This is a genomic window from Micromonospora sp. NPDC005710 (genome assembly GCF_040630995.1).
Lineage (GTDB): Bacteria > Actinomycetota > Actinomycetes > Mycobacteriales > Micromonosporaceae > Micromonospora.
Genome location: NZ_JBEXYP010000008.1, coordinates 155,455 through 179,950 on the forward strand (window position 1 = coordinate 155,455; position 24,496 = coordinate 179,950).

Genomic DNA, 24,496 nt, shown 5'->3' on the forward strand with positions numbered 1-24,496 from the left:
GAAAGGGACCGAGAATGAAGGCAACCGCCTGGATGGGCGCCGGCAGCGTCAAGGTCATCGACGTACCTGACCCGAAGATCATGAACGCCCGGGACGCGATCGTCCGGATCAGCACCACAGCGATCTGCGGCTCCGACCTGCACCTCTACCACGGTTACATCCCCGCTATGCGCAGGGGCGACATCCTCGGCCACGAGTTCATGGGCGAGGTGGTGGAGGTCGGCCCGCAGGTCCGCAACCTCGCCCCCGGTGACCGGGTGGTGGTGCCGTTCCCGATCGCCTGCGGGCACTGCTCGTCCTGCCAGCGCGGCCTCTACTCGGTCTGCGAGAACTCCAACCCGAACGCCGGCATCGCCGAGAAGATCATGGGCCACTCGCCGGCCGGCATCTTCGGCTACTCCCACCTGCTCGGCGGCTACGCCGGTGGCCAGGCCGAGTACGCCCGGGTGCCCTTCGCCGACGTCGGCCCGGTCAAGGTGCCCGACGAGATCAGCGACGACCAGGCGGTCATGCTCGCCGACGTGTTCCCGACCGGCTACATGGGCGCCGAGATGTGCGACATCAAACCCGGGCAGGTCATCGCCGTCTGGGGCGCCGGGCCGGTCGGGCTGCTCGCCGCGGCGAGCGCCCGGCTGCTCGGCGCGGAACGGGTGATCGTCATCGACCGGTTCCCGTACCGGCTGCGGCTCGCTGAGGAGCACATCGACGCCGAGACGATCAACTACGAGGAAGCCGACGTGCTGGACACCCTCAACGAGATGACCGCCGGCAGGGGCCCCGACGCGTGCATCGACGCGGTGGGGCTTGAAGGCCACCACGGCAACGCCGCCATGTACGCGTACGACCGGGCCAAGCAGGCCGCGCGGGTCGAGACGGAACGACCGTTCGCGCTGCGGCAGGCGATCCTGGCCTGCCGCAGCGGCGGGGTGGTGTCGGTCGTCGGCGCGTACGGCGGCTTCGTCGACAAGTTCCCGATGGGCGCGTTCATGAACCGCTCCCTCGTCATGCGTACCGGTCAGTGTCACGTCCAGCGCTACACCCGACCGCTGTTGGAGCGCATCCAGCGCGGCGAGATCGACCCGAGCTTCATCGTCAGCCACCGGATGCCACTGCGCGACGCCCCGAAGGGCTACAAGATCTTCCAGAAGAAGCAGGACGACTGTACGAAGGTGCTGCTCAAGGTCTGACCGCACGCCCCGCCCTGCCCCGCCCTGCCCCGCCCTACCCCGCCCGGTCCGTCACTCCGATAAACGCCCCGCCCGCGTCGATCTTGCAGTTTCGGTCGCGGAAAAGCGTCAGATGCGCCCTATGTCGGGACACCACATGCAAGATCGCGACCCAATCGCGTCGATCATGGAGTTATGGTGCCCGGTTTGGCCCCGTCGGGAATGCTTTGTTACCCACCACAAGTCCATGATCGACGGGGGAGGTGGATCGGGGTGCGTTGGGCTGGCTGCGTTGGGGTGCGCTGGGGTGCGCTGGCTGGGGTGGGGTGGGGTGGGTCGGGCTGAGTTGGGCTGGAGTGCGATGGGTCGGAGTGCGTTGGGCTGGGGTGGGGGGTGGGTCGGGCTGAGTTGGGCTGGAGTGCGGTCGGTCGGAGTGCGCTGGGATGGGGGTGCGGTGGGATGGGGTGCGGTGGGTCGGGGCGAGCGGGGGCGCTGCCCGCGCTGCCTGTGGAGCTGATGTCGCAAACGCATCACGGCGCGACGGCCGTGCTCTTCGCAAGCGGGAGATGGTCGTGATGTCGCATGCGAGCGACGGCCAGGATGTGGCAAACGCGCGGCGGCCGACCATGATGTCGCAAACGGTTCAGCTCCAAAGGGAGTCCACCTTCCACTCCGGGCCGGCGGCGGTCGCGGCGTCGCGCCTACCGCCCGGACTTCGGGCCGGGGCGGGTGTGGCGTCGCGCCTACCGCGTGGACGTCGGGCCGGGGCGGGTGTGGCGTCGTGGCTACCACGTGGGCAACGGGCCGGGGCGGATGTCGCGTCGTGGCTACCGCGTGGACGTGGGGTCGGGGGCGGGTGTGGCGTCTTGGATACCGTGTCGACCATGGATGGTGTCGGTACATCGGGGCGCGGGACGGCTGATCTCCCTGTCCGTCTACGGCCGGTCGGCGAGGCCGACCTGGACATGTTCCGGCGGTTCTGCACCGAGCCGGGTCTGATCGGTCTGGACTGGGCCGGCTTCCGGGACGCCGAGGCGCCGGCGCGGAGGTTCGCTGTGGACGGCTACCTCGGCGAGGACGACGGGCGGCTCGTCGTCGAGGTCGAACCGGAGCAGGCCGCCGCCGGCCTGGTCAGCTACCGCGCCGGGCGCTACGCCGGACGGGCGTCGTACTGGGAGATCGGCATCGTCCTGCTGCCGCCGTGGCGTGGGCGGGGCATCGGGTGGCGTGCCCAGGCGTTGCTCTGCGACTACCTGTTCGACCACAGCCCGGCGCAACGCATCCAGGCCGGCACCCACCCAGAGAACGTCGCCGAGCAACGGGCGCTGGAGAAGGCCGGCTTCCAGTTGGAGGGGATCATCCGGGCCAGCGAGTTCCGCGCCGGTCGGTGGCGCGACGCCCACCTCTACAGCCGCCTGCGCGACGACCCTTCTCCCTGGGAGTCGACGACGACCGGCTAGCGCGGGCGGACTCCGGGCTCCACGGTCAACGTCCCCGCCTCGGCGTCGATGGTGGCCCTCGCGCCGAGCGGGACGGTGAGCTGCCCGTTGCCGTGCCCCAGCCGCAACCCACCCAGGACCGGCACACCGAGGTCGTACAGGCGGTCCTTGAGCACCGACGCCGCGTCCCACTCACCCGGGTCGCCGACGCTGTTGGTGATCTGACCGATGGCCACCCCGGCGATCCTGGCCAGCACACCCACCCGGCGCAGCTCGGTGAGCATCCGGTCGATGCTGTACGGAGCCTCGTCCACGTCCTCGAAGAACAGGATCGCGTCGTCGAACCTGGGCGCGTCCCCCGCGCCCAGCGAGGTGGAGATCAACGTCAGGCAGCCGCCGAGCAGGGGGCCGGATGCCCGCCCGGGCACCAGGACGGGGGCTGCCGTCTCGGCCGGATCCCTGGTTATCGTGATGGGGTCGGTGGTCATCACCGCCCTGCGCAGCGCCTCGGCCGACTCCGGGCCGGTGCGGGCGTCGTTCCAGTTGACCATGGGGCCGTAGAAGGTGACCAGACCGGCCTCGCGCCACAGCTTGCCCTGGATGCTCGTGATGTCGCTGAAGCCGACGACCACCCGAGGATCCCGGCGCAGTCGGGAGACGTCGATCTGGTCGACGATCCGCTGGGTGCCGTAGCCGCCCCGGGCGGCGAAGACGGCACGGACCCCGGGGTCGGTGAGCGCGGCGTTCAGGTCGGCCAGCCGCTGAGCGTCGGTGCCGGCCAGGTAGCCGTACGTGGCGAAGACGTGCTCACCCAGCTCCACCTGTAGGCCCCAGCTCCGCAGGATCTCGATGCCGCGGGCCATGGTCGTGGGGTTGGGGGTGCCGCCGGGCGACACGACCCGAACCCGGTCACCGGGTGCCAACACCGGCGCCCGCAGGGCGCGCCTCGCACCGTCGGGCGCGGCGGCACTCGCCGACGCTGGTTCGGCCGAGCCGACGAGCACCGCGCCACCTGCCGCGGCGGCTCCCATCCGCAGCATGTGCCGACGAGACAGAGGCGCCCGCGCGGGCCCCTGGATCATGGCTGGGTCTGTTCCAGAAGCGACCACCGGCGTCCCCCGTCGTGATCAGACGATTGCGAACCGCCACAGCCTACGACAGTCATCTATGCCTCGCGGGGTCCACAAAGGACGCCGGCCTTCGCCCGGTGCGCCGATTCGACGCACGCGCCTGGTTCGCGCGGTTTTGGGTGGCCCGCTGACCGATGGTGGGAAAGTCCGGAACCCCGCGTCACCTGTTTGTCGCCAGAGAGCCGGGGAACTCGCCGCGTTCGCCCGCCGGCAGGCCGATGGCCCGCCGACGAGACCGAAGGAGCGGGACATGGACTACGAGCAGATGATCGCCACGGTACGACAGCGCGCGGGCCTCGGGGAGAACGAGGCGGTGCGCTCGGTGGAGGCCGTCCTGTCGGTGCTCGGTGAACGGCTCGCCGGACAGGAGGCGGACCACCTGGCAGCCCAGCTACCGGAGCGGCTGAACGGCTCCGTCACCCGCAACCCGCAGGGCCGCCGGTGGGACGTCGGCGAGTTCCTCAAGAACGTCGGCGACCGCGAACAGGTCGCGAACGCCGACCACGTACGTCAACACGCCCAGGCGGTGCTGCGTACCGTGGCCGAGGCGCTCGACGACGACGAGCGACACGACCTGCTTGCCCAGCTCCCCGGCGGCATCATCGATCTCTTCGGTGTTCCCACCGCACGAGGCTGAGATCCGCCGATCGGGCTGCCGGGGCGGTCACGGGATCGGCCAGTCGTGCACCGGGCGGTTGCTGTGCATGAGGTCCACGTAGTGCCGGACCACCTCGCGCAGCGCCTCCGGCCGGTCCAGGTGGTCGGCCGACTCCAAACGGTGCAGGGTCTCCACCTGCCAGGTCGCGCCGTTACGGCTGGTCAGGCAGCGCTGCTCGATGACGCCGAGCAACCGGTCCCGTTCGGCCGGGTCGAGCCCCCACCGGTCCAGGCCGTGGTGCGCCATCGGCAGCAGCCGGCGCAACACCAACTCGGTGACCGGCAGGTAGCCGAGACCCGGCCAGTAGACCTGCGCGTCGATGCCGTGCCGGGCGCAGTTGGTGAAGTTCTCCTCGGCGGCGCTGAACGACATCTGCGACCACAGTGGCCGGTCCGACTCGGCAAGGGCGCGCACCAACCCGAAGTAGAAGGCGCCGTTGGCGACGGTGTCCAACACGGTCGGGCCGGCGGGCAGCACCCGATTCTCCACCCGCAGGTGCGGTCGGCCCCGCGACACGTCGTACACCGGGCGGTTCCACCGGTAGACGGTGCCGTTGTGCAGGCGCAACTCGGCCAGGTTGGGCACCTCGCCGGCTGCGAGGGCCTGCGCCGGGTCCTCCGGATCGCAGACCGGCAGCAGCGCCGGGAAGTAGCGCACGTTCTCCTCGAACAGGTCGAACACGCTCGTGATCCAGCGTTCGCCGAACCAGACGCGGGGGCGTACCCCCTGGGCTTTGATCTCTTCCGACCGGGTGTCGGTGGCCTGCTGGAACAGCGGGATGCGGGTCTCGCGCCACAACTCCCGGCCGAAGAACAACGGCGAGTTGGCGCCGACCGCGACCTGGATGCCGGCCACCGCCTGGGCGGCGTTCCAGTAGTCGGCGAACTGGGCCGGGCTGACCTGCAGGTGGAACTGGGTGCTGGTGCAGGCCGCCTCCGGGGTGATCGTGTCGGCGGTCACCGCCAGGCGTTCCACCCCGCTGATCGCGATCGGCAGGTCCTCGCCGCGGGCCGCGAAGATCTGCTCGTTGAGCAGCTTGTAGCGGGGGTTCGCCGACAACGTGTCGGCGGTCAGGTGCTCGGGGCGCAGTGTCGGCAGGATGCCGATCATGACCATGTGCGCGCCGATCGCACGGGCCTTCACCTCGGCGGCGTTGAGGCTGGCCCGCACGTAGTCCTCGAATTCGGCGGTCCCACTGCCGGTGAGCCGGCGCGGTGGCACGTTGATCTCGACGTTGAACTGGCCCAACTCGGTCTGGAAGCTCGGGTCGGCGATGGCCGCCAGCACGTCGGCGTTGCGCATCGCCGGATTCGACGCCTCGTCGACCAGGTTCAGCTCGATCTCCACCCCGGTCATCGGCCGGTCGAGGTCGAAGCGGGACTCGCGCAGCATCTCAGCGAAGACATCGAGGCAGCGGCGGACCTTGTCGCGGTAGCGGGCTCGATCCTCCCGACTGAAGGTTCGTACGCCGACGTCCTCGCCCATGGTTACCACCCTGTCACCGCTGGTTCCCCCAACCTCGCACGTGATCGGCGGGCAGGGGAAGACCCGAGGACCCTTTCCTACCCAACTCTCCGCCCCGTTAGCCCAGCCGGAGCAGACCGATACCATTGCCGCCCGAGAGGTGGTGGCGTGCGGATGCGCGAGAAGGTGACCCGGCTGTTCGTCGCGGCGGCGATCGCCGAGGCCTGCTCCTGGCTGGCCCTGCTGGTCGGCATGTTCGTCAAGTACGGCCCGCCGGACAACGAACTGGGCGTCAAGATCTTCGGGCCGATCCACGGCGGCCTGTTCGTCGCGTACGTCCTGCTGGTGCTGGCCGTGGCCCGGCTGCACCGCTGGAGCCTGCTGGCCACGGTGGTGGCCCTGGCCAGCGCGGTACCACCGTTCGCCACACTGGCCTTCGAGCGCTGGGCCCGCCGCCGGGGGATGCTCGGCGTCGACCGGCAGACGGCCTGCGAGCCCGCGCCGGTCGGCTGAGCCGCCTGCCCGGCAGGGCCCTGATCGGGCCCGGCCCGGGATCAGGTCAGCGCGGAGCAGGCCGCGATGCCGGCCAGCAGCAGCGCGCCCAGGAACGCCTGCAACAGCAGCGGCGGCCCGAGATGCGACCAGAGCGTCGCGGTACGCGGGGTCAGCAACTGCCCGGTGGTGAGGTTGACGATCCGTTCGATCCGGGGGGGCAACTCTTTGTCGCGTTGCGGGCGCAGGGTGAGCTGCACCTGGTCCGCCGGGTGCAGGGCGCTCTGCGGCAGGTGACCGTGCAACTCCACCTCGCACAGCTGACCGGCGGTGTTGCGCAGTCGTACCGGCGTGACCAGGTATTCCGGACCCTGCTTCAGCTCCTTCCAGCGGCGCCGGGTCCCGCCACCGCCGAAGGAGACGACAGCGCGTAGCAGGAGCGCGGGCAGCCGGGCGAAGGCCGCCGCGGCGAGCACCGCCACCAGCACCGGCTGACCGACGCGTACCTCGCGGGTGTAGCCGTCGAGGAGGCGGACCAGCCGCCCTGTGACGATTCGTTCCGTCGGGTGCACGATCCGTCGGGTATCGAGTCCGCTGTCCATTGCCACCACCGAGAGTCCGCTTGTGTTCACAGATCGTATCGACGTCCTCGGTTGAACGACGTGAATGAAACCTGGTCACGGGCTCACGGCCGCGAGGTGACATCCCCGGCGACCCGGGTAAGCGGGGGGCCGAGCTGGAAAGGGGTCGAGCATGCAGCTGTCCTTCCTGCGCCCGCTCTACGACCGTCCCGGGCCGTGGTGCTCGGTGTATCTGGACGCCTCCGCCGACACGGAGGACGCCAAACCAGCGCTGGACCTGCGCTGGCGTGCCCTGGAACGTGCCCTGGCCGACCAGGGGGCGGACGAGGCGGACCTCGCCGCGCTGGACCGGGTGGTCCGCGGCCACGATCCGATGGTCGGGGACTACGGCCTGGCACTGTTCGCCAGTCACGGCCGAGTGGTGCTCTCCGAGTACCTCTCCGCGCCACCACTGCGGGACCTGGCCCACGTGGGGCCGTTGCCGCACGTGATGCCGCTGCTCGCCCAACGCGGCGAACAGGTGGCCTGGGTCCGCGTGGTCGCCGACCGGCTCGGTGCCGACGCGATGGCGGTCAGCGCCGGTGGGGTGCCCAGGCGGGCGCACGTCGCCGGCCGGGACGAGTACCCGTTGCGGCGGACGAAGCCCGGCGGCTGGTCCCAGTCGCGCTACCAGCGGGCGGCCATGGAGGCGTGGCACCAGAACGCCGGCGACGTCACCGCGGCCACCGTGCAGCTGGCCGACCGGGTCGGCGCGGACGTGGTGGTGGTCGCCGGCGACGTCCGGGCCACCGGAATGATCGCCGCCCAGATGCCGGAGCGCTGGCAGGACCTGGTGGTCCGCACCGATGCCGGCTCTCGCGCCGGCGGCGCCGACCAGACCATGCTGGACGACCTTACCGTGCAGACCATCGCGGAGATCGCCGACCAGCGGATCAGCGCCGCGCTCGACAAGTTCGGTGTGCAGGAGGACGTGGGCGGCGGCCTCGACGCGGTCGTCTCCGCCCTGCAACGCAACCAGGTCGACATGATGATCATCGTGGACGACCCGTCGGCGAACGGTGAGCTGTGGATCGGCGCGGAACCCACCGAGATCGCCGTCGACCCGGGGCAGTTGGCCGCCATGTCGGTGGCCGACCCGCAACGGGTACGCGCCGACGCGGCACTGGTGCGGGCGCTCGTCGGCACCGACGCGGCGTTGACGGTGCTCGGACCCGACGAGGCGCCCGACCTCACCGACGGCGTCGGCGCGGTGCTGCGCTACGTCGACCCCAGCACACCGGGGCGCGGCAATGGTTGACCGAACGGTCGCGGACGTCGTGGTGGAGCGGCTCCTGGCCTGGCGGGTGCCCCGCGCCTTCGGGTACCCGGGCGAGGCGATCGCTCCACTCGTCGACGCGCTGGACCGCGCCGGCGGCGAGCCGGCGTTCATCCCGGCCCGGCACGAGGAAACCGCCTCGTTCATGGCCACCGGGCACGCCAAGTTCACCGGCGGCATCGGGGTCTGCCTCGCCACCCAGGGGCCCAGCGCCGTCCACCTGCTCAACGGCCTTTACGACGCCAAGCTGGACAGCAAACCGGTGGTGGCCCTCGTGGGGGAGGACATCTCCGGGCCGCTCGGTGGCGCGCACCAGGAGATCGGGCTGAGCCGGCTCTTCGGTGACGTGTGCAACCAGTTCGTGCGGTACGGCCGCAGCCCCGGGGAGGTCGGGGCGCTGCTGGACCAGGCGTTCCGGACGGCGGCGGCGACCCGCAGCCCGACCTGCGTGGTGCTGCCGCGGCAGTTGCAGGAGGCGCTGGTGCCCGACCCGCAGTCGTACGGCTCCGGGGTGATCACGGCGACTCCCGGCGAACCGCTGGCCCGCGTCCTGCCGCACGAGGCGGACCTGGACGCGGCCGCGCAGTTGCTCGGCGGCGGCCAGCGGACCGCGATCCTGGTGGGCCAGGGCGGTCGGGAGGCCGCCGCCGAGATCATCGAGATGGCCGACCGGCTCGGCGCCGGGGTGGCCACCTCGCTGCTCGGCAAGCCGGTGCTCGACGAGCGGTTGCCGTTCCACACCGGGGTGCTCGGCGAGGTCGGCACCCCGGCGGCGGCGGAGCTGATGGGTGGCTGCGACACGCTGCTGATGGTCGGCACCAACGACCCGTGGACCGACTACTTTCCGATGCCCGAGCAGGCGCGCACCGTGCAGATCGACATCGACGGTCGCCGGATCGGCACCCGGTACCCAGCCGACGTGCCGCTCGTCGGTGACGCCGCCGAGACGCTGCGGGCGTTGCTGAGCCGCGTGCGGGGTCGGCCCGAGCAGCGGTGGCGCGCCACTGTGGAAAGATCCGTGGACCGGTGGCGGCAGGTCGCCGCCGAGCGGGCCGCCGCCGCCGCGGACCCGGTCAACCCGCAGCTCGTCCTCCAGGAGCTGTCGGCCCGGATGCCCGGCACCGGGGCGGTGGCTGTCGACGTCGGCTCGGTCCTCTACTGGTACGCCCGACACCTCACGTTGCCGCCCGGGGTCAACGCGCAGTTGTGCGGCACCCTCGGCTCGATGGGCTGTGCGCTGCCGTACGCGGTGGCGGCCAAGCTCGCCGCGCCCGACCAGCCGGTGATCGCGCTTGTCGGTGACGGGGCGATGCAGCTCAACGGGCTCGCCGAACTGATCACGGTGTCGCACCTCTGGCAGCAGTGGCGCGACCCCCGGCTGGTCGTGCTGGTGCTCAACAACCGGGACCAGAACGGCATGGGGGGCGGGCGAACTGTGTCGTCCGATCCGACCCACCGCCGGCCCGACGTGCCGTACGCCGGGTGGGCCCGGCTGCTGGGGTTGCACGGGGTGCGGGTGGACCGCCCGGAGCTGGTCGGCGCGGCCTGGGACGAGGCCCTCGCCGCGGACCGCCCCTGCGTGCTGGAGGCGGTCGTCGACCCGACCGTGTCGCTGGCGCCGCCGGAGCCTGCCTTCGCCGACCTGCGGGGCCTGTACGACGATGGCGCCCCGGCCCGGAAGGTCCGCGAGCAGGTGGAGGTCACCGCCAACGCCGACGATCTCGTTTAGCCTCCCCGGACCAGGGCATGAGCAGTGGCCCGACGATCCTGGAGGTCCCATGTCCGAGCCCGCCGACCGCCGCTACGGTCCCGCGACCCTGCCGAGGGCGCGGGGTCCACTCTCCGCGGCGGTCGGCGAGGCGCTGCGGCAGACGCCGCACGACCTGCCGGCCGATCTGGGCGCCGGCCTCGACCCGGCGGACCCGATCACCGACGAGGATCTCCAACTGACGCTGTTCCTCTGCTACGAGCTGCACTACCGGGGCTGGCTCGGGGTGGACGAGTCGTGGGAGTGGCAGCCGACGCTGCTGGCCCTGCGCGCCCGCTGCGAACGGGTCTTCGAGGCGGCGCTGCGTCGGCTGGTCGGCGCGCCGTCGGTGCCCGTCGCCGGGGTGGCGGCGGGTCTGGCCGACCTGGTCGCGGCCGACGACGGGCCGTCGCTTGCCGCGACGCTGCAACGGCGTGCCGACCTCGCCCAGTTCCGGGAGTTCGTCGCCCACCGTTCCGTCTACCACCTGCGGGAGGCGGACCCGCACAGCTGGGCGCTGCCCCGCCTCGGTGGCCCGGCCAAGGCCGCGCTCGTCGAGATCCAGACCGACGAGTACGGCAACGGCCGGCTGGACCGGATGCACGCCGAGCTGTTCCGCCGCACCCTCGACCGGCTGGGCCTGGAAACCTGCTACGGCGCCCACATCGACGTGGCACCGGCGGTGACGTTGGCGACAAACAACCTGATGTCACTGTTCGGGCTGCACCGTCGGCTGCGTGGCGCGCTGCTCGGGCACCTGGCCGCGTTCGAGATGACCTCCTCGCTGCCCAACCGCCGCTACGGCAACGGGCTGCGCCGGCTCGGCTTCGACGAGGCGGCCACCCGCTTCTACGACGAGCATGTCGAAGCCGATGCGGTGCACGAGCAGATCGCCGCGCACGACCTGTGCGGCGGCCTGGTCCGCACCGAGCCGGCCCTGGCCGGTGACGTGCTCTTCGGCGCGGCGGCCGGGCTCGCCGTGGACCGCCTCTTCGCCGCGCACCTGCTGGACAGTTGGGCGGCAGGCCGCAGCTCGTTGCGCGTACCCGCCCCGCCGGTCGTGCCGCCGAAGGTTTCGCTTGTCGCGTTGCGCACGCCTGCTGCCCCGCCTGCCCCGCCCGCGCTCGTCTGACCCGATCGGCTTGTTCAGTTCCACGCTGTTGAGGCGACGGGCCACTTCCGATCGGGCGGAGTCGGCGGGGGTGGGCCGCTGGCTCTCGGGCGGGGGCATCGCGCGCTGAGTTTCCCCTTTGCTCTGCACCCGCCCGTGCGCCACGCACGGTCCGTGACTGGCGCATGGGCGGGTGCAGAGCAAAGGGGGCGCGCCGATCGTTGCGGTCCGCCGCGCGCTCCGCCCGCGCCAGGCGGCGAGCGGGCGCGTCACGCGGCGACCTGAGGGGGTCAGCCCTCGCGACTGGTGCCCGCGCGGAAGTTGATCGCCTTGTGGGTGCCGTCGCAGAACGGCTTGAGCGCCGACTTGCCGCACCGGCACAGAGCCACGGTGCCCCGGCGCGCCTCGATGTGCTCGCCGTCCGGGGTGACAAGCGCGAAGTCGCCGCGAACCAACAGCGGTCCGTCCTCGTACGGGGTGATCGTGGCGGCGGCTGGCTCGCTGGTGTCGTCGGTGCGCATGGCCCCGGAAGTGCCCGTCCTGGCCCTGGCGAAACCCGAGCCGCAGAACGACGGCGATGACCGGGGCACCCCGCTGACCAGCGGAATGTGCCGCCGGGTGGGTGATGCCCAGTTTGAACCCCATCGGGACGGGAAGCCCGGCCGCGTGGTGAGCGAACGAGGCAAGGTGGGGCCGGTGCACAAGGTGCACAAGGGGCTCACGGCCGATGGCGCCGGTCTCGCCGGCGACCGGGTCGTGGCCGCGGGCAGCTCCGCCCGGGTGCTGGTCGCCGCCACCGCCCGGGCGTTGCGCGGGGTCGACTGCGCCGACCTCGGGCACACCGGGCCGACGTCGCGGTTCCCCGGCGCCCCCGAGCCGGTACGCCGGGCCGCCGTCACCCGCGCCGCCGGCCGGGTCGCGCTCACCGTGGCCCAGGTCGACGAGGTGGACGCGGCCCGGGTGGCCCGCTGGTTCGTCGACCAGTACCCCCGTCGGCGCTACCCGGGGGTGTTGATCGGTTCTCCGCACGGCGCGGCGGCGCACCTCGCGGTGGCCCTCGGCGTGCCGTGGCTGCCGGCGAGCTTCGAGATGACAGTGCACTGGTCCGACGGCGGGGTGGACCGCCCGGCGGACGCCGTGGAGCACGGCGCGGCACTCGCCACCCGGTTGCTCGCCGGCAACGCCGACGTTCACCTGCGCCAGGTCCACTGCCCGGCGAGCGGGGGCGCGCTGACCGGGGCGACGGTGTCGCTCACCGCCGCGTGGCGGGCCCTACCGGCCGCGTACGCGCAGTTCCTGGCCGACCGGCTGCTGCCAGACGCCCCCGTGCTGCTGATCCGGGACGCGCGCACCTGGCCGGTCCTGGAGCGCGGGCCGGGGCACAGCTTCCAGGTCGGCTGCCCGGGCAGCGGGTTGGACCCGGTGGACTTCCACCCGGACAGCCACGCGTTGCGGCAGGTGCTGCGCTCCGTCGGCGGCGACGCGACCCGGTGGGAGCCGCCCGAGGTGTCCGTACCGTCGGCGGACGCCGAGCACGGCGTCGACCCGGGTTTCGAGGTGGCCGTGCGGGACTGGTCCACCCGCAACCAGCACCCGCTGCACCGGGTGTTGGTGCCCCGGCCGGCGGCGCTGAGCGCTGCCGTGGGCGACCTGTACCGGTGGTGGCTGCGGCGCGCCGGCAAGACCGGCGACCGGTTGGTGGTGGAGTGTGGCCGACTGCTCGACCCGTGGCAGGTGGTACGGGCGGGGCTGGTGCCCTACTGGTGCGAGAACGCCACCCGCCGCAGCGTCGACGAGGCCGAGTGGTGGCTGGCCGGCAGTGAGGCGTTCAGCTCGGTGGACGTGTTGCCCGAGCCACCCGGGGTGCGCTCGCCCGCGCTGGCCGGACTGCCCCAGTGGCTGGCGGTCGCCGGGTTCGGGCGGAGGCGCCGGGCGCTGGACCGCACGACCGCCCGCGGTTACCCGGTCACCTCGGTGCCCACCCGCCGGGCCACCGAGGTCCTGCGCGCCCAGCCGTACGACCTGCCCGCTCCGCCCCCGCTGGGGGTCGCCGAGGCGCTGGCAGTGCTCCACGACAGCGGCGGCCACCAGGGGTTGTTGGTCTCCTGAGACGAAGGACGCCGAAACATCCTCGCGAACCCGGGCTCCCGTGATTGAGTACCTGAGGAGCGGGAACATCGCTGGCTGCGACGGCCTGATTGCGCTGCGTAGAGGCGGTGTCGCCCGCTGGCATCCCAGTCACTGACCCACTTTCCGGCCCGGTGCGTGGCTCGACCACGCGCACGACCGGTTTCCCGATCCGGGCGGGGGACCTTCCTGAGGGAGGCGCGGATGTTCGGACAGACGAGCACGACCACGACCACACCACCGCCCACCGATCGTGGTCTGGAGGATCTCGACGCGGCGGCGATGGCGTACGCGGCGCGGATCGCGGGGCTGCCGCCGGAGCGGCGGGGTGAGGCCCGCGAAGACCTGGTGCGTTTCGCGCTGCCGTTCGCCGGCCGGCTGGCCCGCCGGTACCGGGGACGCGGGGAGCCGCTGGAGGACCTGGAACAGGTGGCCCGGTTGGGGCTGGTCAACGCCGTCGACCGCTATGACCCGGAACGGGGTTCGTTCACCGCGTACGCCGCCATCACCATCGTGGGCGAGATCAAACGGCACTTCCGGGACCGCACCTGGGGCGTGCACGTGCCCCGCCGGTTGCGGGACCTGATCCTCGAGGTGGGGCAGGCCACCGCCGCGCTCACCAGCGAGCTGTCCCGGGCCCCGTCGGTGGCCGAACTGTCCGCCCGGTTGGAAACCCCGGAGGAGGAGATCCTCGCCGCCCTGGAATCCGCCGCCGGCTACAGCCCGGCCTCCCTGAACGCCCCGGTGGGCGGGGAGAGCTCCGCCGAGTTCGGGGACCTGGTCGGCGAGTCGGACAACGCGTTGGAATCGGTCGACGACCGGGTGACGGTGAGCGGTCTACTGCACCGGCTGCCCTGGCGGGAGCGGCGGATCCTCGCGATGCGCTTCTACGGCAACCAGACCCAGGCGGAGATCGCCGCCCGGTTCGGCATCTCGCAGATGCACGTGTCCCGGCTGCTGTCGCGGGCGCTCACCTGGCTGCGCCAGGCGATGCTCGCCGACGCGCCGCCGCCGTGGCAGAACGGCGCCGCCGAACCCGACCCCGGTAAGACCCGGATCTCGGTCAAGCAGAACGGCGACTCGGTGGTGGTCGAGGTCGGCGGCGAGATCGACCGCGACGGCGCGGACCAGTTGCGCCGCGCCATGCTGGAGGCGGTCACCGGCCAACCCAGCGAGGTGGTCGTCGACCTGGTCGGCGCCGGTGGCTTCGACGCCGGTGGGATCGCCGCGCTGATGGCCGGGCGGGACGCGGCGGAGCGGACCGGGGTGCCGCTGCGGCTGACCCGGGTCCAGCCCGCGGTCCGCCGGTCGCTCACCGCCGCCGGCCTGGCCCCGGCCCGGGACTGAGCGCACACCGACGACCGAAGGGCCGACACCCCGCCGGGTGTCGGCCCTTTCGCGCGTACCTCTGATCAGTGCTCTTCGGTGTTGCCGTCGCTGTGCGGGTGGCGCCAACGCTCGTGCGGCTTCGGCGCGTCCTCGGAGTCCTGCGGCGGGTCGCTCTGCTCGAAGCTCGGGCGGCGGACGCCCTCGGGCTCCGGCACGTCCACCGGCCGGGCGCCGGAGCGCGGCGCCGGCTGGTAGTCGGTCGCCTCGCGGGCACCGTGCGCGCCCTCGGCGGCCGGCGACTCCGGGACGTGATGCTCCGTGCGCAACTCCTCGGTGAACTGCTGCGGCGGCTTCGTGGTGCGCTGCGGCAGGTCGCGGCCCAGATCGGCCACGAGCGGGCCGTACTTCAGGTCGAAGGCGGGACGCTCGGAGCGGATCCGGGGCATCCGGTCGAAGTTGCGCAACGGCGGCGGGCAACTGGTGGCCCATTCCAGGGAGTTGCCGAAACCCCACGGGTCGTCCACTGTCACCACCGCCCCGTACCGCCAGGACTTCCACGCGTTGTAGATGAAGAAGAGGGTGGACAGGCCGAGGATGAACGCGAAGACGCTGGAGATCATGTTCAGCGTGGTGAAGCCGTCGCTGGGCAGATAGTCCGCGTACCGGCGCGGCATGCCCTCGGCGCCGAGCCAGTGGTGCACCAGGAAGGTGCCGTGGAAGCCGATGAACATCGTCCAGAAGTGCGCCTTGCCGAGCCGCTCGTCGAGCAGCCGCCCGGTCATCTTCGGCCACCAGAAGTAGTAGCCGCCGAACAGGGCGAAGACCACGGTGCCGAACACCACGTAGTGGAAGTGCGCCACCACGAAGTAGCTGTCGTGGGTGTGCCAGTCGACCGGCGGGCTGGCCAGCAGGACACCCGTCAGGCCGCCGAGCAGGAACGTGACGAGGAACCCGATGGCGAACAGCATCGGTGTCTCGAAGGTGAGCTGGCCCTTCCACATGGTGCCGATCCAGTTGAAGAACTTCACCCCGGTGGGCACCGCGATCAGGTAGCTCAGGATGCTGAAGAACGGCAACAGCACCTGGCCGGTGGCGAACATGTGGTGCGCCCAGACCGTCATGGACAGCACGGTGATGGCGATGGTGGCCAACACGATCCCGGTGTAGCCGAACAGCGGCTTGCGGGAGAAGACCGGGATGATCTCGGTGATGATGCCGAAGAACGGCAACGCGATGATGTAGACCTCGGGGTGACCGAAGAACCAGAACAGGTGCTGCCAGAGCATCGGGCCGCCGGTTGCCGCGTCGTACACGTGCGCGTTGAGCAGCCGGTCGGCGGAGAGCGCCAGCAGCGCGGCGGCCAGCAGCGGGAAGACGAGGATCACCAGCACGCTCGTGAACAGCATGTTCCAGGTGAAGATCGGCATCCGGAACATGGTCATGCCGGGCGCGCGCAGGGTGAGGATCGTGGTGATCAGGTTGACGGCGCCGAGAATGGTGCCGAGCCCGGAGATGACCAGGCCGAGCACCCACATGTTCGCGCCCACGCCGGGGCTGTTCTCGACGCTGCTCAACGGGTTGTACGCGGTCCAGCCGAAGTCCGCCGAGCCGCCCGGCGCGAGGAACCCGCCGACCACCATGAGGCCGCCGAAGAGGTACAGCCAGTAGGCGAGCGCGTTGAGGCGGGGGAACGACACGTCCGGCGCGCCGATCTGGATCGGCACGATGTAGTTGGCGAACCCGAACGCCGCGGGCGTGGCGAACAGCAGCAGCATCACCGCGCCGTGCGAGGTGAACAGTTGGTTGTACTGCTCGGAGGAGAGGAACTGCATTCCCGGGCGGGCCAGCTCGGCGCGCATCAGCATCGCCTGCAGCCCGGCCAGCAGGAAGAACCCGAAGGAGGTCAGCAGATACAGCAGGCCGATCTGCTTGTGGTCGGTAGTGGCGAGGAACTTGATCAAAGAGTTGCCGGGGACCGGCGCTCGTACCGCTCCCGGGAACCCCCCGAAACGGGCCGGTGCCAGGATCGCCGGGCCCCGATCGCGACCGGGTTCCGTGGTTACCCGCTTGGGCATGGCTGCTCACCCCGTCGTGACGGCAGAAAGGACGGGCGTGCCTACCCGACCCTCCGACCATGTAACCAGGCCAGAGCGGAAATTTCGGTCAGAACGCTGGTACCGGGCGTAAGCCCCTCGGTCGCTCAGGTTGCCGGCAGCATCGCCCAGACGGCCTTGCCCTGACCGGCCGGGACCATGCCCCACCGCTGGGTCAACTCCCGGACCAGCATCAACCCCCGCCCACCCTCGGCGTGCAGGTCTATCCCGCGCGCCTGGGCCGCGGCACTGCTGCCGTCCACCACCGCCAGGTGCAGATACGGTCGGCGCAGGGTCACGGTCACCTGCATGGGTGTGCCGGCGTGGCGCACCACGTTGCCGACCAACTCACTGAGCACCAACGCGGCCGGGCCCGACGCGTCCGGCAGGTTCCACCGCGCGCACGCCTCGGTGACCAGGTCCCGGGCTCGCCGGCAGGCCCCTGCCACCGGCTCCAGCCGGGCGCGGATCCGCAAACCGGACGAGGTGCCGGCCAGCCGGGTCGCCTCCGCGCAGTCCTCGGAGACCGAAAGCACCCGGCACGTGGTCGTCTCGGCCAGCCACCGTGCGGCGACCGGCGACGGAGAGCAGAGCAGCACCGGCACCGCCGGCCACTCCTCGGCCCGGCGGGCAGTCGCGGCGAACACGGACAGCGCCAACCGGTCCTCGACGTCCACCTCGGCCATGTCGACCACGAGCGCCTCCGGCTGGTCGACAAGGGCCTCGGTCAGCGCGTGGTGCACCGACCGCATCGTGCCCAGGTGTAGAGGGCCGCTGAGCCGGACGACCGCCACCGGTGCCGTGGTACGCACCTCGCAGGTGATCCGGCTCGACATCGGCGCCTCGATTCGCTGCTGGGTCGGGATCCGCAAACTACCCGAGGCCGTTCCCGATGAAACCGGGCCGACGCCGAGGCGAGGCAGGTCACGTCCCGTAACGCCAGGTCATCGAGTCGCGCGACCGGTCAGGAGACCCAGCGCGATCATGCCGACGCCGAGCCCGAGGTGCAGCCAGCCGTCGGCGGCGTTCACCGGCAGGACGTTCGCGCCCGTGTCGTGGTCCGCCGCCAGCCCGTAGAGCCAGAGCACCAGGTAGACCGCGCCGCCGCCGATCAGGAACGCCCGGGCGCCGGTGACCGTCCGCGCCAACAGCAGACCCACCGCCCCGTACGCCAGGTGCACCAGGTTGTGCAGGACCGACACCTGGAAGACCCCGAACAGGAACGCGCCCGAGTCGTGGCCGGCGAAGCGCAGCGCGTCCGTACCACTGGTGATCCCGGGCACGAAGCCGAGGACGCCGACCAGCAGGAACAGCACCCCGGCCGTCGACGCCGCGCGACGGACCGGCGGTTTGCCGTCGGCCGGGTTGGGTCGGGCCCGGGAGTGCGCCATCGGTCCGACCATTCCCGGCTCCTCGTCGCGCGGCGGGCAAGAGCGCTGCCGGCTACCCGCTGCCGGGACGGGCAAACCGGTCGTCCGTGCCGTCGGTCAGGCCGGCAGCAACCCCGGCGCGCGCGCCGACTGCCGCACCCGCTCGTACAGCTCGACGTAGCGCTCGGCCATCACCGCGGGCGTAAAACGCCGCGCGGCCACCCGCCGGCACTCGTCCGGGTCGAGCAGTTCGGCGGCGAGGACGAGGTCGTCCAACTCCTCCTCGTCGGTGGTGAGCAGCCCGGTGCGGCCGTGCTCGATCAGCTCCGGCAGGCAGCCCCGGGCGGTGGCCACCACTGGCGTACCCAGGGCCAGCGACTCGACCACCGCCGTGCCGCCCGGCTCCTCCCACCGCAGCGGGAACAGCGACGCGCGGGCGCTGGCGAGCAGGTCGTCGCGCTCCTGGCCGGCCACCGTGCCGACCCAGCGGACCAGGTCACCGTCGACGTGTGGCGCCACCTCGTCGAGGAAGAACCGCACGTCCGGGTTCTGTCGGGCCTCGTCGCCGGCCGCCGCCAGATCAGCCGGCCGATGGTACGGGCCGACCGGGCCTGCCAGCACCAGCGGCAGACCGACCCGGTGCGCGAGCCGAGCGCCCACGTCCTGCCCCTTGCCGGGGTTGATCCGGCCCAGGATGAGCAGGTGCTCGCCCTTCTCCGGTCGGGGCCGCCGGTCGGCGTCGACGGCGAGCGGCGTGGACAGGTGCACGTGCCCCACCGAGTGCTCCCGCAGTGCGAGGGGGGCACGGGCCAGCTGGGACGCGGACACGCCGTTGACCCGGACCCGGTCGCCGCCGTCCAGGTTGCCGTAGAGCGCCGGGTGCTTGGCCAGATCCCAGTGCAGCGTGTGCAGGGTCGGTGGCCCGGCCGGCCCCATCGCGGCGAGGGTGGCCAGCCCGACCGCCTCGACGTGGTCGTGCACCAGGTCGATGTCGTCGCGGGAGTGCAGCTCCCGGACCACTCCGGCCAGGTGCGCCTGGGCGATCCCGCAGACCTGGTTGTACGGCCGCTGCAACGCGGCGAACTGCCCGTCGGCGAAGACCGACACCTGCTCGTCGACCGGCAGGGTGCTGCTGCCCACCGAGGCGAGCACCACCCGTACGCCCAGTCGCCGCAGCTCCGGCACCAGCGTGGCGATCACGTTCTCGATGCCGCCGTAACCGGGTGGCGGCACCGACAGCCACGGGCCGGCGTTCATCAGCACGGTGAGGCTCATCGGTTTCGTCCCTTCCGGCCGCTCGCGTTCACGCGGCGGCCACCCGGCGGCGGGGCAGACGGTGGCGCAGCTCGGCCAACGGCGGGCGTTCCTCGATGGACACGTCACTGACGACGATCTCGCGGTCCAGGTTCGGCAGGGTGTCCGACCCACCGCGTCGGAACTGGGTCAGCATCGATTCCGGCGTCAACCCGGGGGTCGCCCAGCCGCGTCGTTGCAGCCGGGACCAGGCGGTCAACATGATCTGCGCGGACATCCGGCCCAGGGCGGCGGTGTCCTGGTGGCGGTGCTTGCGCTCACCGAGGTCGACCTGCGCCAACGCGTCCAGGCCCACCAGGTCGAGCAGGTCGATCATCATGGCCGTCTCCACCCCGTACCCGGAGACGAACGGCACCTGGGCCAGCACGTCCCGGCGGCCCGCGTACTCGCCGGCGAGCGGCTGCACGAAGCCGGCCAGCTCCGGCCAGAAGAGGTTGAGCAGTGGGCGGGCCATCAACTCGGTCACCCGGCCCCCGCCGTCCTGCTCCACGCTCGCGGTGCCCACCAGGGGTCGGTGATAGAAGCCCTTCACGAAGTCGACTGACGGGTCGGTCAGCAGTGGGCCGAGCAGCCCGCTCACGAAGTGCGGTCGAAACTCCCGAAGGTCCGCGTCGATGAACGCCACCACGTCCCCCTCGGCAGCGGCCAGCCCGGCCCAGAGCGCGTCGCCCTTGCCGGTGAGGCGGGGCAACCCCCTGGTCATCGCGTCCTGGCTGATTACCTCCGCGCCGGCGGCGCGGGCCACCTGGGCGGTGCGGTCGGTCGACCGGGAATCCACGACGATCAGCTCGTCGACCAGGGCGACCCGATCCATCAGGTGTTCCCGGATCGTCGAGACGATCGCGCCGACCGTTGCTTCCTCGTTACGCGCCGGCAGCACCACGCTGATCCGGGTTCCACCCTTGGCCCGCATCAGCCGTTGCGTCGGCCAGTCGGCCGCCGTCGTCGTCCGGTACGTGGCCCACGCCTCGACCACCGGTGAAACGTTGGTTGTCGTATCCCGCACGGGCACCCCTCCATTCGTGCGTGGAAAAACCGAATTTGGTTGTTCCCATTACTCATCACGCGCTAACCGCTTTCTTGGCAACAGCTTGATCACGGAGGTGACATCGCTGCGTTCCCGGGGGATGAACGTTTGATTGCGCACACCCCAGGGGACTGCTCCCATCGCACATGAAATGTCTTCGAAGGGGTGTCGGGATGCGCAACTGCCGGGTGGGTCTGGTCGGAGCCGGCGGCGTGGCACAACGCCACGCGCGGGTACTGGCCGGGTTCGACGACGTCGAGGTGGTCGGCGTCACTGACGTCGCGCCGCAGGCCGCGTCCGCGCTTGCCGCACAGCACGGTGGGCGGGCCTGCGCCGACGTCGCCGAGCTGCTGGCCACCGGCCTGGACGCGGTGTACGTCTGCGTTCCGCCGTTCGCGCACGGCCCCGCCGAGGAGGCGGTGATCGAGGCCGGGCTGCCGATGTTCGTGGAGAAGCCCGTCGCGGTCGACCTGAGCACCGCCGAGCGGATCGCCGACCTGATCGAGCAGCGCGGCCTGCGCACCGCCGTCGGCCACCACTGGCGCTACCTGAGCGTGCTCGACCAGGCCCGCGACCTGCTCGCCGACCGCCGGGTGCGGATGGTCAGCGGGGCCTGGCTGGACAAGGTGCCCCCGGTGGCGTGGTGGTCGAGGCGGGACCGCTCGGGCGGCCCGGTGGTCGAGCAGGCCGCCCACGTCCTCGACCTCGTTCGGGTGCTCGCCGGGGAGGTCACCGAGGTCACCGCGTACGGCGACGGCACCCCGCCCCCGGTCGACGGCGCCGACATCGACTCGGTGACCACCGCCACGTTGCGCTTCGCCAACGGGGCGGTCGGCACCCTCAGCGCCGCCTGCGTCCTCGGCTGGAAACACCGGGCCGGGCTGGAGATCCTCGCCGACGGGCTGGCCCTCGCGATCACCGAGGACGGGCTGTCCATCCGCGACGCCGACGGCGAACGACACGTCCCGGCCGACCCGGAGGCCGCCCGGGTGGCGGTGGACCGCGCCTTCGTCGACGCCGTCCGCGGTGTCGGCGACGACGTGCGCGTCCCGTACGCCGAGGCGCTCGCCACCCAGCGCCTGGCCCTCGCGGTGGCCGACTCGGCCCGGACCGGCACCACTGTGCGGCTCGCCACCACGACCGCGCCGACGGTGCTCACCACCGGGGTGACAGTCGATGCGTGACAAGGTCGTGGTGGTCACCGGCCCCGGTCGGGTCGACCTGGTCGAGCAGGACGCCGCTCCGCTGCGCCCCGGCACGTTCCGGGTCGAGACACTGTTCAGCGGGGTCTCCGCAGGCACCGAGCTGAGCTACGTCAAGGGCACGAATCCCTACCTGAACGTCACCTGGAACCCCGACCTGGGGCTGTTCCAACCGGGAGCGGCCAGCACCCCCTACCCGGTGACCCGACTCGGCTACATGCAGGTCGGCCGGGTGGTGGAGAGCGCCACCCCGGCCATCGCGGTGGGCACCGTCGGCGCGATGACGTACGGGCACCGCACCGGCTGGCTGGCCGACCCGGTCGCCGAACGGTTCGTGGCGCTGCCCGACGACCTGGACCCGCTGCTCGGCATCTACGTCGCGCACATGGGCCCGATCTGCGCCAACGGTCTGCTGCACGCCGCCGCCGACCTGCACGGCACCGACGTCCGCGCGCTCGGCGACGGGGTACGCGGCCGACGGGTCGCCGTCGTCGGCGCCGGTGTCGTGGCGCTGCTGACGGCGTTGTTCGCCAGGCGCAACGGGGCCGCGTCGGTGGTGGTGCTCGACCCCACCCCGCACCGCCGCCAGGTCGCCGAGGCGCTCGGCCTGGAAACCCTCGACCCCGACGCGGACGACCCGGCGGTCGTGCTCAAGACCCGCTGGGCGCACACCGCCGGCGACCGGGGAGCCGACGTGGTGTTCCAGTGCCGGGGGCAGGCGTGGGCGTTGCACCTCGCCCTGCGGCTGCTGCGGCCCCAGGGCACCGTCATCGACCTCGCCTTCTACCAGGGCGGCGCCGACGCGGTCCGCCTCGGTGAGGAGTTCCACCACAACGGGCTGTCGCTGCGCTGCGCCCAGATCGGCCGGGTGCCGCGTGGGCTCGCACCCACCTGGGACCGCGAACGGCTCTCCGCCGAGACAGTCGACCTGCTCAGGACGTACGGCGACGCCATCCGCAAGCACCTCGTCTCGGCGGTGGTGCCGTTCGACGAGGCGCCGGCCCTCCTCACCGACCTGGCCGACCGGCGCCGCCAGGAGCAACAGGTGGTCCTCACCACCTGACCCGCCGTCGCCGCGTGCCACGGCCGGCTACCGTTCCCGGCATGAGCACAGTGCAGGACCGACCGGCTCTTCCCGACACCGCGAAGAGCCGGTCGGCCGGCCTGGCCGCGTTGCTGCCGTACCTGCGGGAGCACCGCGGCACCCTGGTCGTGGTCGGCGTGCTGTCGCTCACCGGCTCGGCGGCGTCGCTGGCGCAGCCGCTGCTCACCCGGTCGGTGCTCGAACGGATCGGGGCCGGGCACGGGGTGGCCCGGCTGGTGGCGGTGCTGGTGGTCCTCGTGCTGCTCGGCGCGGCCATCGGCGGGCTGCGCGACTACCTGCTGCAACGCACCGCCGAGGGGGTGGTGCTCGGCACCCGGCGCCGGCTGGCCGGTCACCTGCTGCGGCTGCCCATCGCCGAGTACGACAGCCGACGCACCGGCGACCTGCTCTCCCGGGTCGGCTCGGACACCACGCTGCTGCGCGCGGTGGTCACCTCCGGGCTCTTCGAGACGGTCACCGGGGCGGTGACGGTGGTCGGCGCCGGCACGGCCATGGTGCTGCTCGACCCGCTGCTGTTCGGCGTCACACTGCTCGGGGTGGCGCTGGGGCTGATCTTCGCCGCCACCTTCGCCCGCCGGGTCCGGGCTCTGGCCCGCGTCGCCCAGGAACGGATCGGCGAGATGACCTCGGCGGTGGAGCGGGCCATCTCGGCGGCCCGGACCATCCGGGCCAGCCGCGCCGAGCCCCGGGAGACCGAGGCCGTCACCGGCAGCGCCCGGGAGGCGTACGCGGCGGGGCTGCGGGTGGCCCGGGTGCAGGCGCTCGTCGGCCCGATCGGCTCGGTTACCGTGCAGGGCGCGTTCCTGCTGGTGCTCGGCATCGGCGGGGCGCGGGTCGCCGCCGGGGCGATCTCCGTCGGCGACCTGGTCGCGTTCGTCATGTACCTGTTCCTCCTGGCGCTGCCCCTGGGCCAGGTGCTGCGGGCGTACACCCAGTTGCAGTCCGGCCTGGGCGCCCTGCAGCGGATCGAGGAGATCCTCACCGTGCCGGCGGAGGGCGCTGACGACCGCCCTGCGCCCGCCGCGGCGACGGCGACCCCGCGCCGCCCCACCCCGATGATCGAGTTCGAGCGGGTGGGCTTCGGCTACCCGGGCGGCGAGCCGGTGCTGCACGACGTCAGCTTCGCGGTGCCCGCCGGCACCCGGACCGCGCTGGTCGGCCCCTCCGGGGCCGGAAAATCCACACTGCTGGCCCTCGTCGAGCGCTTCTACGAGGTGAGCACCGGCGCGGTCCGCCTCGACGGGACCGACATCCGGGACCTGCCCCGCGACGCGTTGCGGGCCCGGCTCGGCTACGTCGAGCAGGAGGCCCCCGTGCTGGCCGGCACGCTGCGGGAGAACCTGCTGATCACCACGCCGGACGCCACCGACGACCGGTTGCGCGACGTGCTCGACGAGGTCAACCTGGGCCACCTGGTGCAGCGCACCCCGCAGGGCCTCGACGTGCAGGTGGGGGAGGGCGGTGTCCTGCTCTCCGGGGGTGAGCGGCAGCGGCTGGCCATCGCCCGCGCCCTGCTCGCCGGCCCGCCGGTGCTGCTGCTCGACGAGCCGACAAGCAACCTCGACTCCCGCAACGAGGTAGCGCTGCGCCGCGCCATCGACGCCGTGGCCGTCCGCCGGACCCTGTTGATCGTGGCGCACCGGCTCGCCACAGTCGTCGACGCCGACCAGATCGTCGTCCTCGACGGCGGCCGGGTGGCGGCGGTGGGCACCCACGCCGAACTGACCGCCACCGACCCGCTGTACCGGGAACTCGCCAGCCATCAGCTGCTGGTCGGCTGACTTCGTCCCAGGAAGGCGACTTGCCGGGCGGCCGGGCCGCGCACG

21 protein-coding genes are annotated in these 24,496 nt (G+C 72.2%); 12 read left to right on the forward strand and 9 right to left on the reverse strand.

All coding sequences use genetic code 11. The features are described 5' to 3' along the window. Positions 1 to 14 precede the first annotated feature (14 nt). Both ABZ406_RS13575 and ABZ406_RS13580 read left to right on the forward strand, forming a co-directional pair. Positions 15 to 1,187, forward strand: coding sequence for a zinc-dependent alcohol dehydrogenase (locus ABZ406_RS13575; RefSeq protein ID WP_357760144.1), 1,173 nt, complete (start codon positions 15 to 17; stop codon positions 1,185 to 1,187). An 863-nt stretch (positions 1,188 to 2,050) separates the two neighbouring features. Then, on the forward strand, positions 2,051 to 2,626 hold the full coding sequence (locus ABZ406_RS13580) for a GNAT family protein (protein WP_357760147.1): 576 nt from the start codon (positions 2,051 to 2,053) through the stop codon (positions 2,624 to 2,626). Here the strand turns inward: ABZ406_RS13580 and ABZ406_RS13585 are convergent. Then, positions 2,623 to 3,645: an LD-carboxypeptidase gene (locus ABZ406_RS13585; protein ID WP_357760150.1), complete on the reverse strand. Its 1,023-nt coding sequence runs from the start codon at positions 3,643 to 3,645 to the stop codon at positions 2,623 to 2,625. The two genes, ABZ406_RS13580 and ABZ406_RS13585, sit on opposite strands and share 4 nt — an antisense overlap. 340 nt (positions 3,646 to 3,985) lie before the next feature. Between ABZ406_RS13585 and ABZ406_RS13590 the strand changes: the two genes are divergently transcribed. After that, positions 3,986 to 4,372 carry a DUF2267 domain-containing protein gene (locus ABZ406_RS13590; protein ID WP_357760153.1) on the forward strand — a complete coding sequence of 129 codons (387 nt, stop codon included), beginning with the start codon at positions 3,986 to 3,988 and terminating at the stop codon, positions 4,370 to 4,372. A 27-nt stretch (positions 4,373 to 4,399) separates the two neighbouring features. Here the strand turns inward: ABZ406_RS13590 and ABZ406_RS13595 are convergent, their stop codons facing one another. Beyond that, positions 4,400 to 5,878 carry a glutamate--cysteine ligase gene (locus tag ABZ406_RS13595; RefSeq protein WP_357760156.1) on the reverse strand — a complete coding sequence of 493 codons (1,479 nt, stop codon included), beginning with the start codon at positions 5,876 to 5,878 and terminating at the stop codon, positions 4,400 to 4,402. A gap of 153 nt (positions 5,879 to 6,031) precedes the next feature. Between ABZ406_RS13595 and ABZ406_RS13600 the strand changes: the two genes are divergently transcribed. Further along, positions 6,032 to 6,370 carry a DUF3817 domain-containing protein gene (locus tag ABZ406_RS13600; protein WP_357760480.1) on the forward strand — a complete coding sequence of 113 codons (339 nt, stop codon included), beginning with the start codon at positions 6,032 to 6,034 and terminating at the stop codon, positions 6,368 to 6,370. 41 nt (positions 6,371 to 6,411) lie between these two features. Here the strand turns inward: ABZ406_RS13600 and ABZ406_RS13605 are convergent, their stop codons facing one another. Next, on the reverse strand, positions 6,412 to 6,960 hold the full coding sequence (locus tag ABZ406_RS13605) for a hypothetical protein (protein ID WP_357760483.1): 549 nt from the start codon (positions 6,958 to 6,960) through the stop codon (positions 6,412 to 6,414). Between the two features lie 142 nt (positions 6,961 to 7,102). Here ABZ406_RS13605 and ABZ406_RS13610 point away from each other — a divergent pair, with 142 nt between their 5' ends. Genes ABZ406_RS13610 through ABZ406_RS13620 form a run of 3 tightly spaced genes read left to right on the forward strand, consistent with a single transcriptional unit; the run spans position 7,103 to position 11,124 of the window. Continuing rightward, positions 7,103 to 8,227, forward strand: coding sequence for a Vms1/Ankzf1 family peptidyl-tRNA hydrolase (locus tag ABZ406_RS13610; RefSeq protein WP_357760159.1), 1,125 nt, complete (start codon positions 7,103 to 7,105; stop codon positions 8,225 to 8,227). After that, positions 8,220 to 9,974 (forward strand): thiamine pyrophosphate-binding protein, encoded by a 1,755-nt coding sequence (locus ABZ406_RS13615; RefSeq protein WP_357760162.1) that lies wholly within the window; start codon positions 8,220 to 8,222, stop codon positions 9,972 to 9,974. The genes ABZ406_RS13610 and ABZ406_RS13615 overlap by 8 nt, the downstream gene beginning before the upstream one ends. 49 nt (positions 9,975 to 10,023) lie before the next feature. Then, positions 10,024 to 11,124: an iron-containing redox enzyme family protein gene (locus tag ABZ406_RS13620; RefSeq protein ID WP_357760164.1), complete on the forward strand. Its 1,101-nt coding sequence runs from the start codon at positions 10,024 to 10,026 to the stop codon at positions 11,122 to 11,124. A gap of 269 nt (positions 11,125 to 11,393) precedes the next feature. Here ABZ406_RS13620 and ABZ406_RS13625 read toward each other — a convergent pair whose 3' ends face one another. Then, on the reverse strand, positions 11,394 to 11,624 hold the full coding sequence (locus tag ABZ406_RS13625) for a CDGSH iron-sulfur domain-containing protein (RefSeq protein WP_357760167.1): 231 nt from the start codon (positions 11,622 to 11,624) through the stop codon (positions 11,394 to 11,396). Between the two features lie 145 nt (positions 11,625 to 11,769). Between ABZ406_RS13625 and ABZ406_RS13630 the strand changes: the two genes are divergently transcribed. Both ABZ406_RS13630 and ABZ406_RS13635 read left to right on the forward strand, forming a co-directional pair. Then, on the forward strand, positions 11,770 to 13,212 hold the full coding sequence (locus ABZ406_RS13630; protein WP_357760170.1) for a hypothetical protein: 1,443 nt from the start codon (positions 11,770 to 11,772) through the stop codon (positions 13,210 to 13,212). 222 nt (positions 13,213 to 13,434) lie between these two features. After that, positions 13,435 to 14,577, forward strand: a complete 1,143-nt coding sequence (locus ABZ406_RS13635) for a SigB/SigF/SigG family RNA polymerase sigma factor (RefSeq protein ID WP_357760174.1) — start codon at positions 13,435 to 13,437, stop codon at positions 14,575 to 14,577. A gap of 65 nt (positions 14,578 to 14,642) precedes the next feature. Here ABZ406_RS13635 and ctaD read toward each other — a convergent pair whose 3' ends face one another. The 5 genes from ctaD to ABZ406_RS13660 all read right to left on the reverse strand — a co-directional run bounded on the left by ctaD (position 14,643) and on the right by ABZ406_RS13660 (position 20,342). Continuing rightward, a complete protein-coding gene (gene ctaD, locus ABZ406_RS13640) occupies positions 14,643 to 16,634 on the reverse strand; it encodes a cytochrome c oxidase subunit I (protein ID WP_357760177.1) in 1,992 nt (663 codons plus the stop codon). A gap of 125 nt (positions 16,635 to 16,759) precedes the next feature. Next, the gene (locus ABZ406_RS13645; protein ID WP_357760180.1) at positions 16,760 to 17,488 is read right to left on the reverse strand and encodes an ATP-binding protein; all 729 of its coding nucleotides are present in this window, start codon (positions 17,486 to 17,488) and stop codon (positions 16,760 to 16,762) included. A gap of 108 nt (positions 17,489 to 17,596) precedes the next feature. Next, positions 17,597 to 18,043, reverse strand: a complete 447-nt coding sequence (locus ABZ406_RS13650) for a DUF4383 domain-containing protein (protein ID WP_357760486.1) — start codon at positions 18,041 to 18,043, stop codon at positions 17,597 to 17,599. Positions 18,044 to 18,139: 96 nt separating this feature from the next. Further along, positions 18,140 to 19,297, reverse strand: a complete 1,158-nt coding sequence (locus tag ABZ406_RS13655) for a glycosyltransferase (RefSeq protein WP_357760183.1) — start codon at positions 19,295 to 19,297, stop codon at positions 18,140 to 18,142. A gap of 28 nt (positions 19,298 to 19,325) precedes the next feature. Next, positions 19,326 to 20,342 carry a glucosyl-3-phosphoglycerate synthase gene (locus tag ABZ406_RS13660; protein ID WP_357760186.1) on the reverse strand — a complete coding sequence of 339 codons (1,017 nt, stop codon included), beginning with the start codon at positions 20,340 to 20,342 and terminating at the stop codon, positions 19,326 to 19,328. Positions 20,343 to 20,536: 194 nt separating this feature from the next. Between ABZ406_RS13660 and ABZ406_RS13665 the strand changes: the two genes are divergently transcribed. The 3 genes from ABZ406_RS13665 to ABZ406_RS13675 are packed head-to-tail and all read left to right on the forward strand — an operon-like array spanning position 20,537 to position 24,451. Next, the gene (locus tag ABZ406_RS13665; protein WP_357760189.1) at positions 20,537 to 21,547 is read left to right on the forward strand and encodes a Gfo/Idh/MocA family oxidoreductase; all 1,011 of its coding nucleotides are present in this window, start codon (positions 20,537 to 20,539) and stop codon (positions 21,545 to 21,547) included. Continuing rightward, positions 21,540 to 22,628, forward strand: a complete 1,089-nt coding sequence (locus ABZ406_RS13670) for a zinc-binding alcohol dehydrogenase (RefSeq protein ID WP_357760192.1) — start codon at positions 21,540 to 21,542, stop codon at positions 22,626 to 22,628. Before ABZ406_RS13665 ends, ABZ406_RS13670 begins: the two co-directional genes overlap by 8 nt. 41 nt (positions 22,629 to 22,669) lie before the next feature. Next, positions 22,670 to 24,451: an ABC transporter ATP-binding protein gene (locus tag ABZ406_RS13675; protein ID WP_357760195.1), complete on the forward strand. Its 1,782-nt coding sequence runs from the start codon at positions 22,670 to 22,672 to the stop codon at positions 24,449 to 24,451. Positions 24,452 to 24,496: the final 45 nt, after the last annotated feature.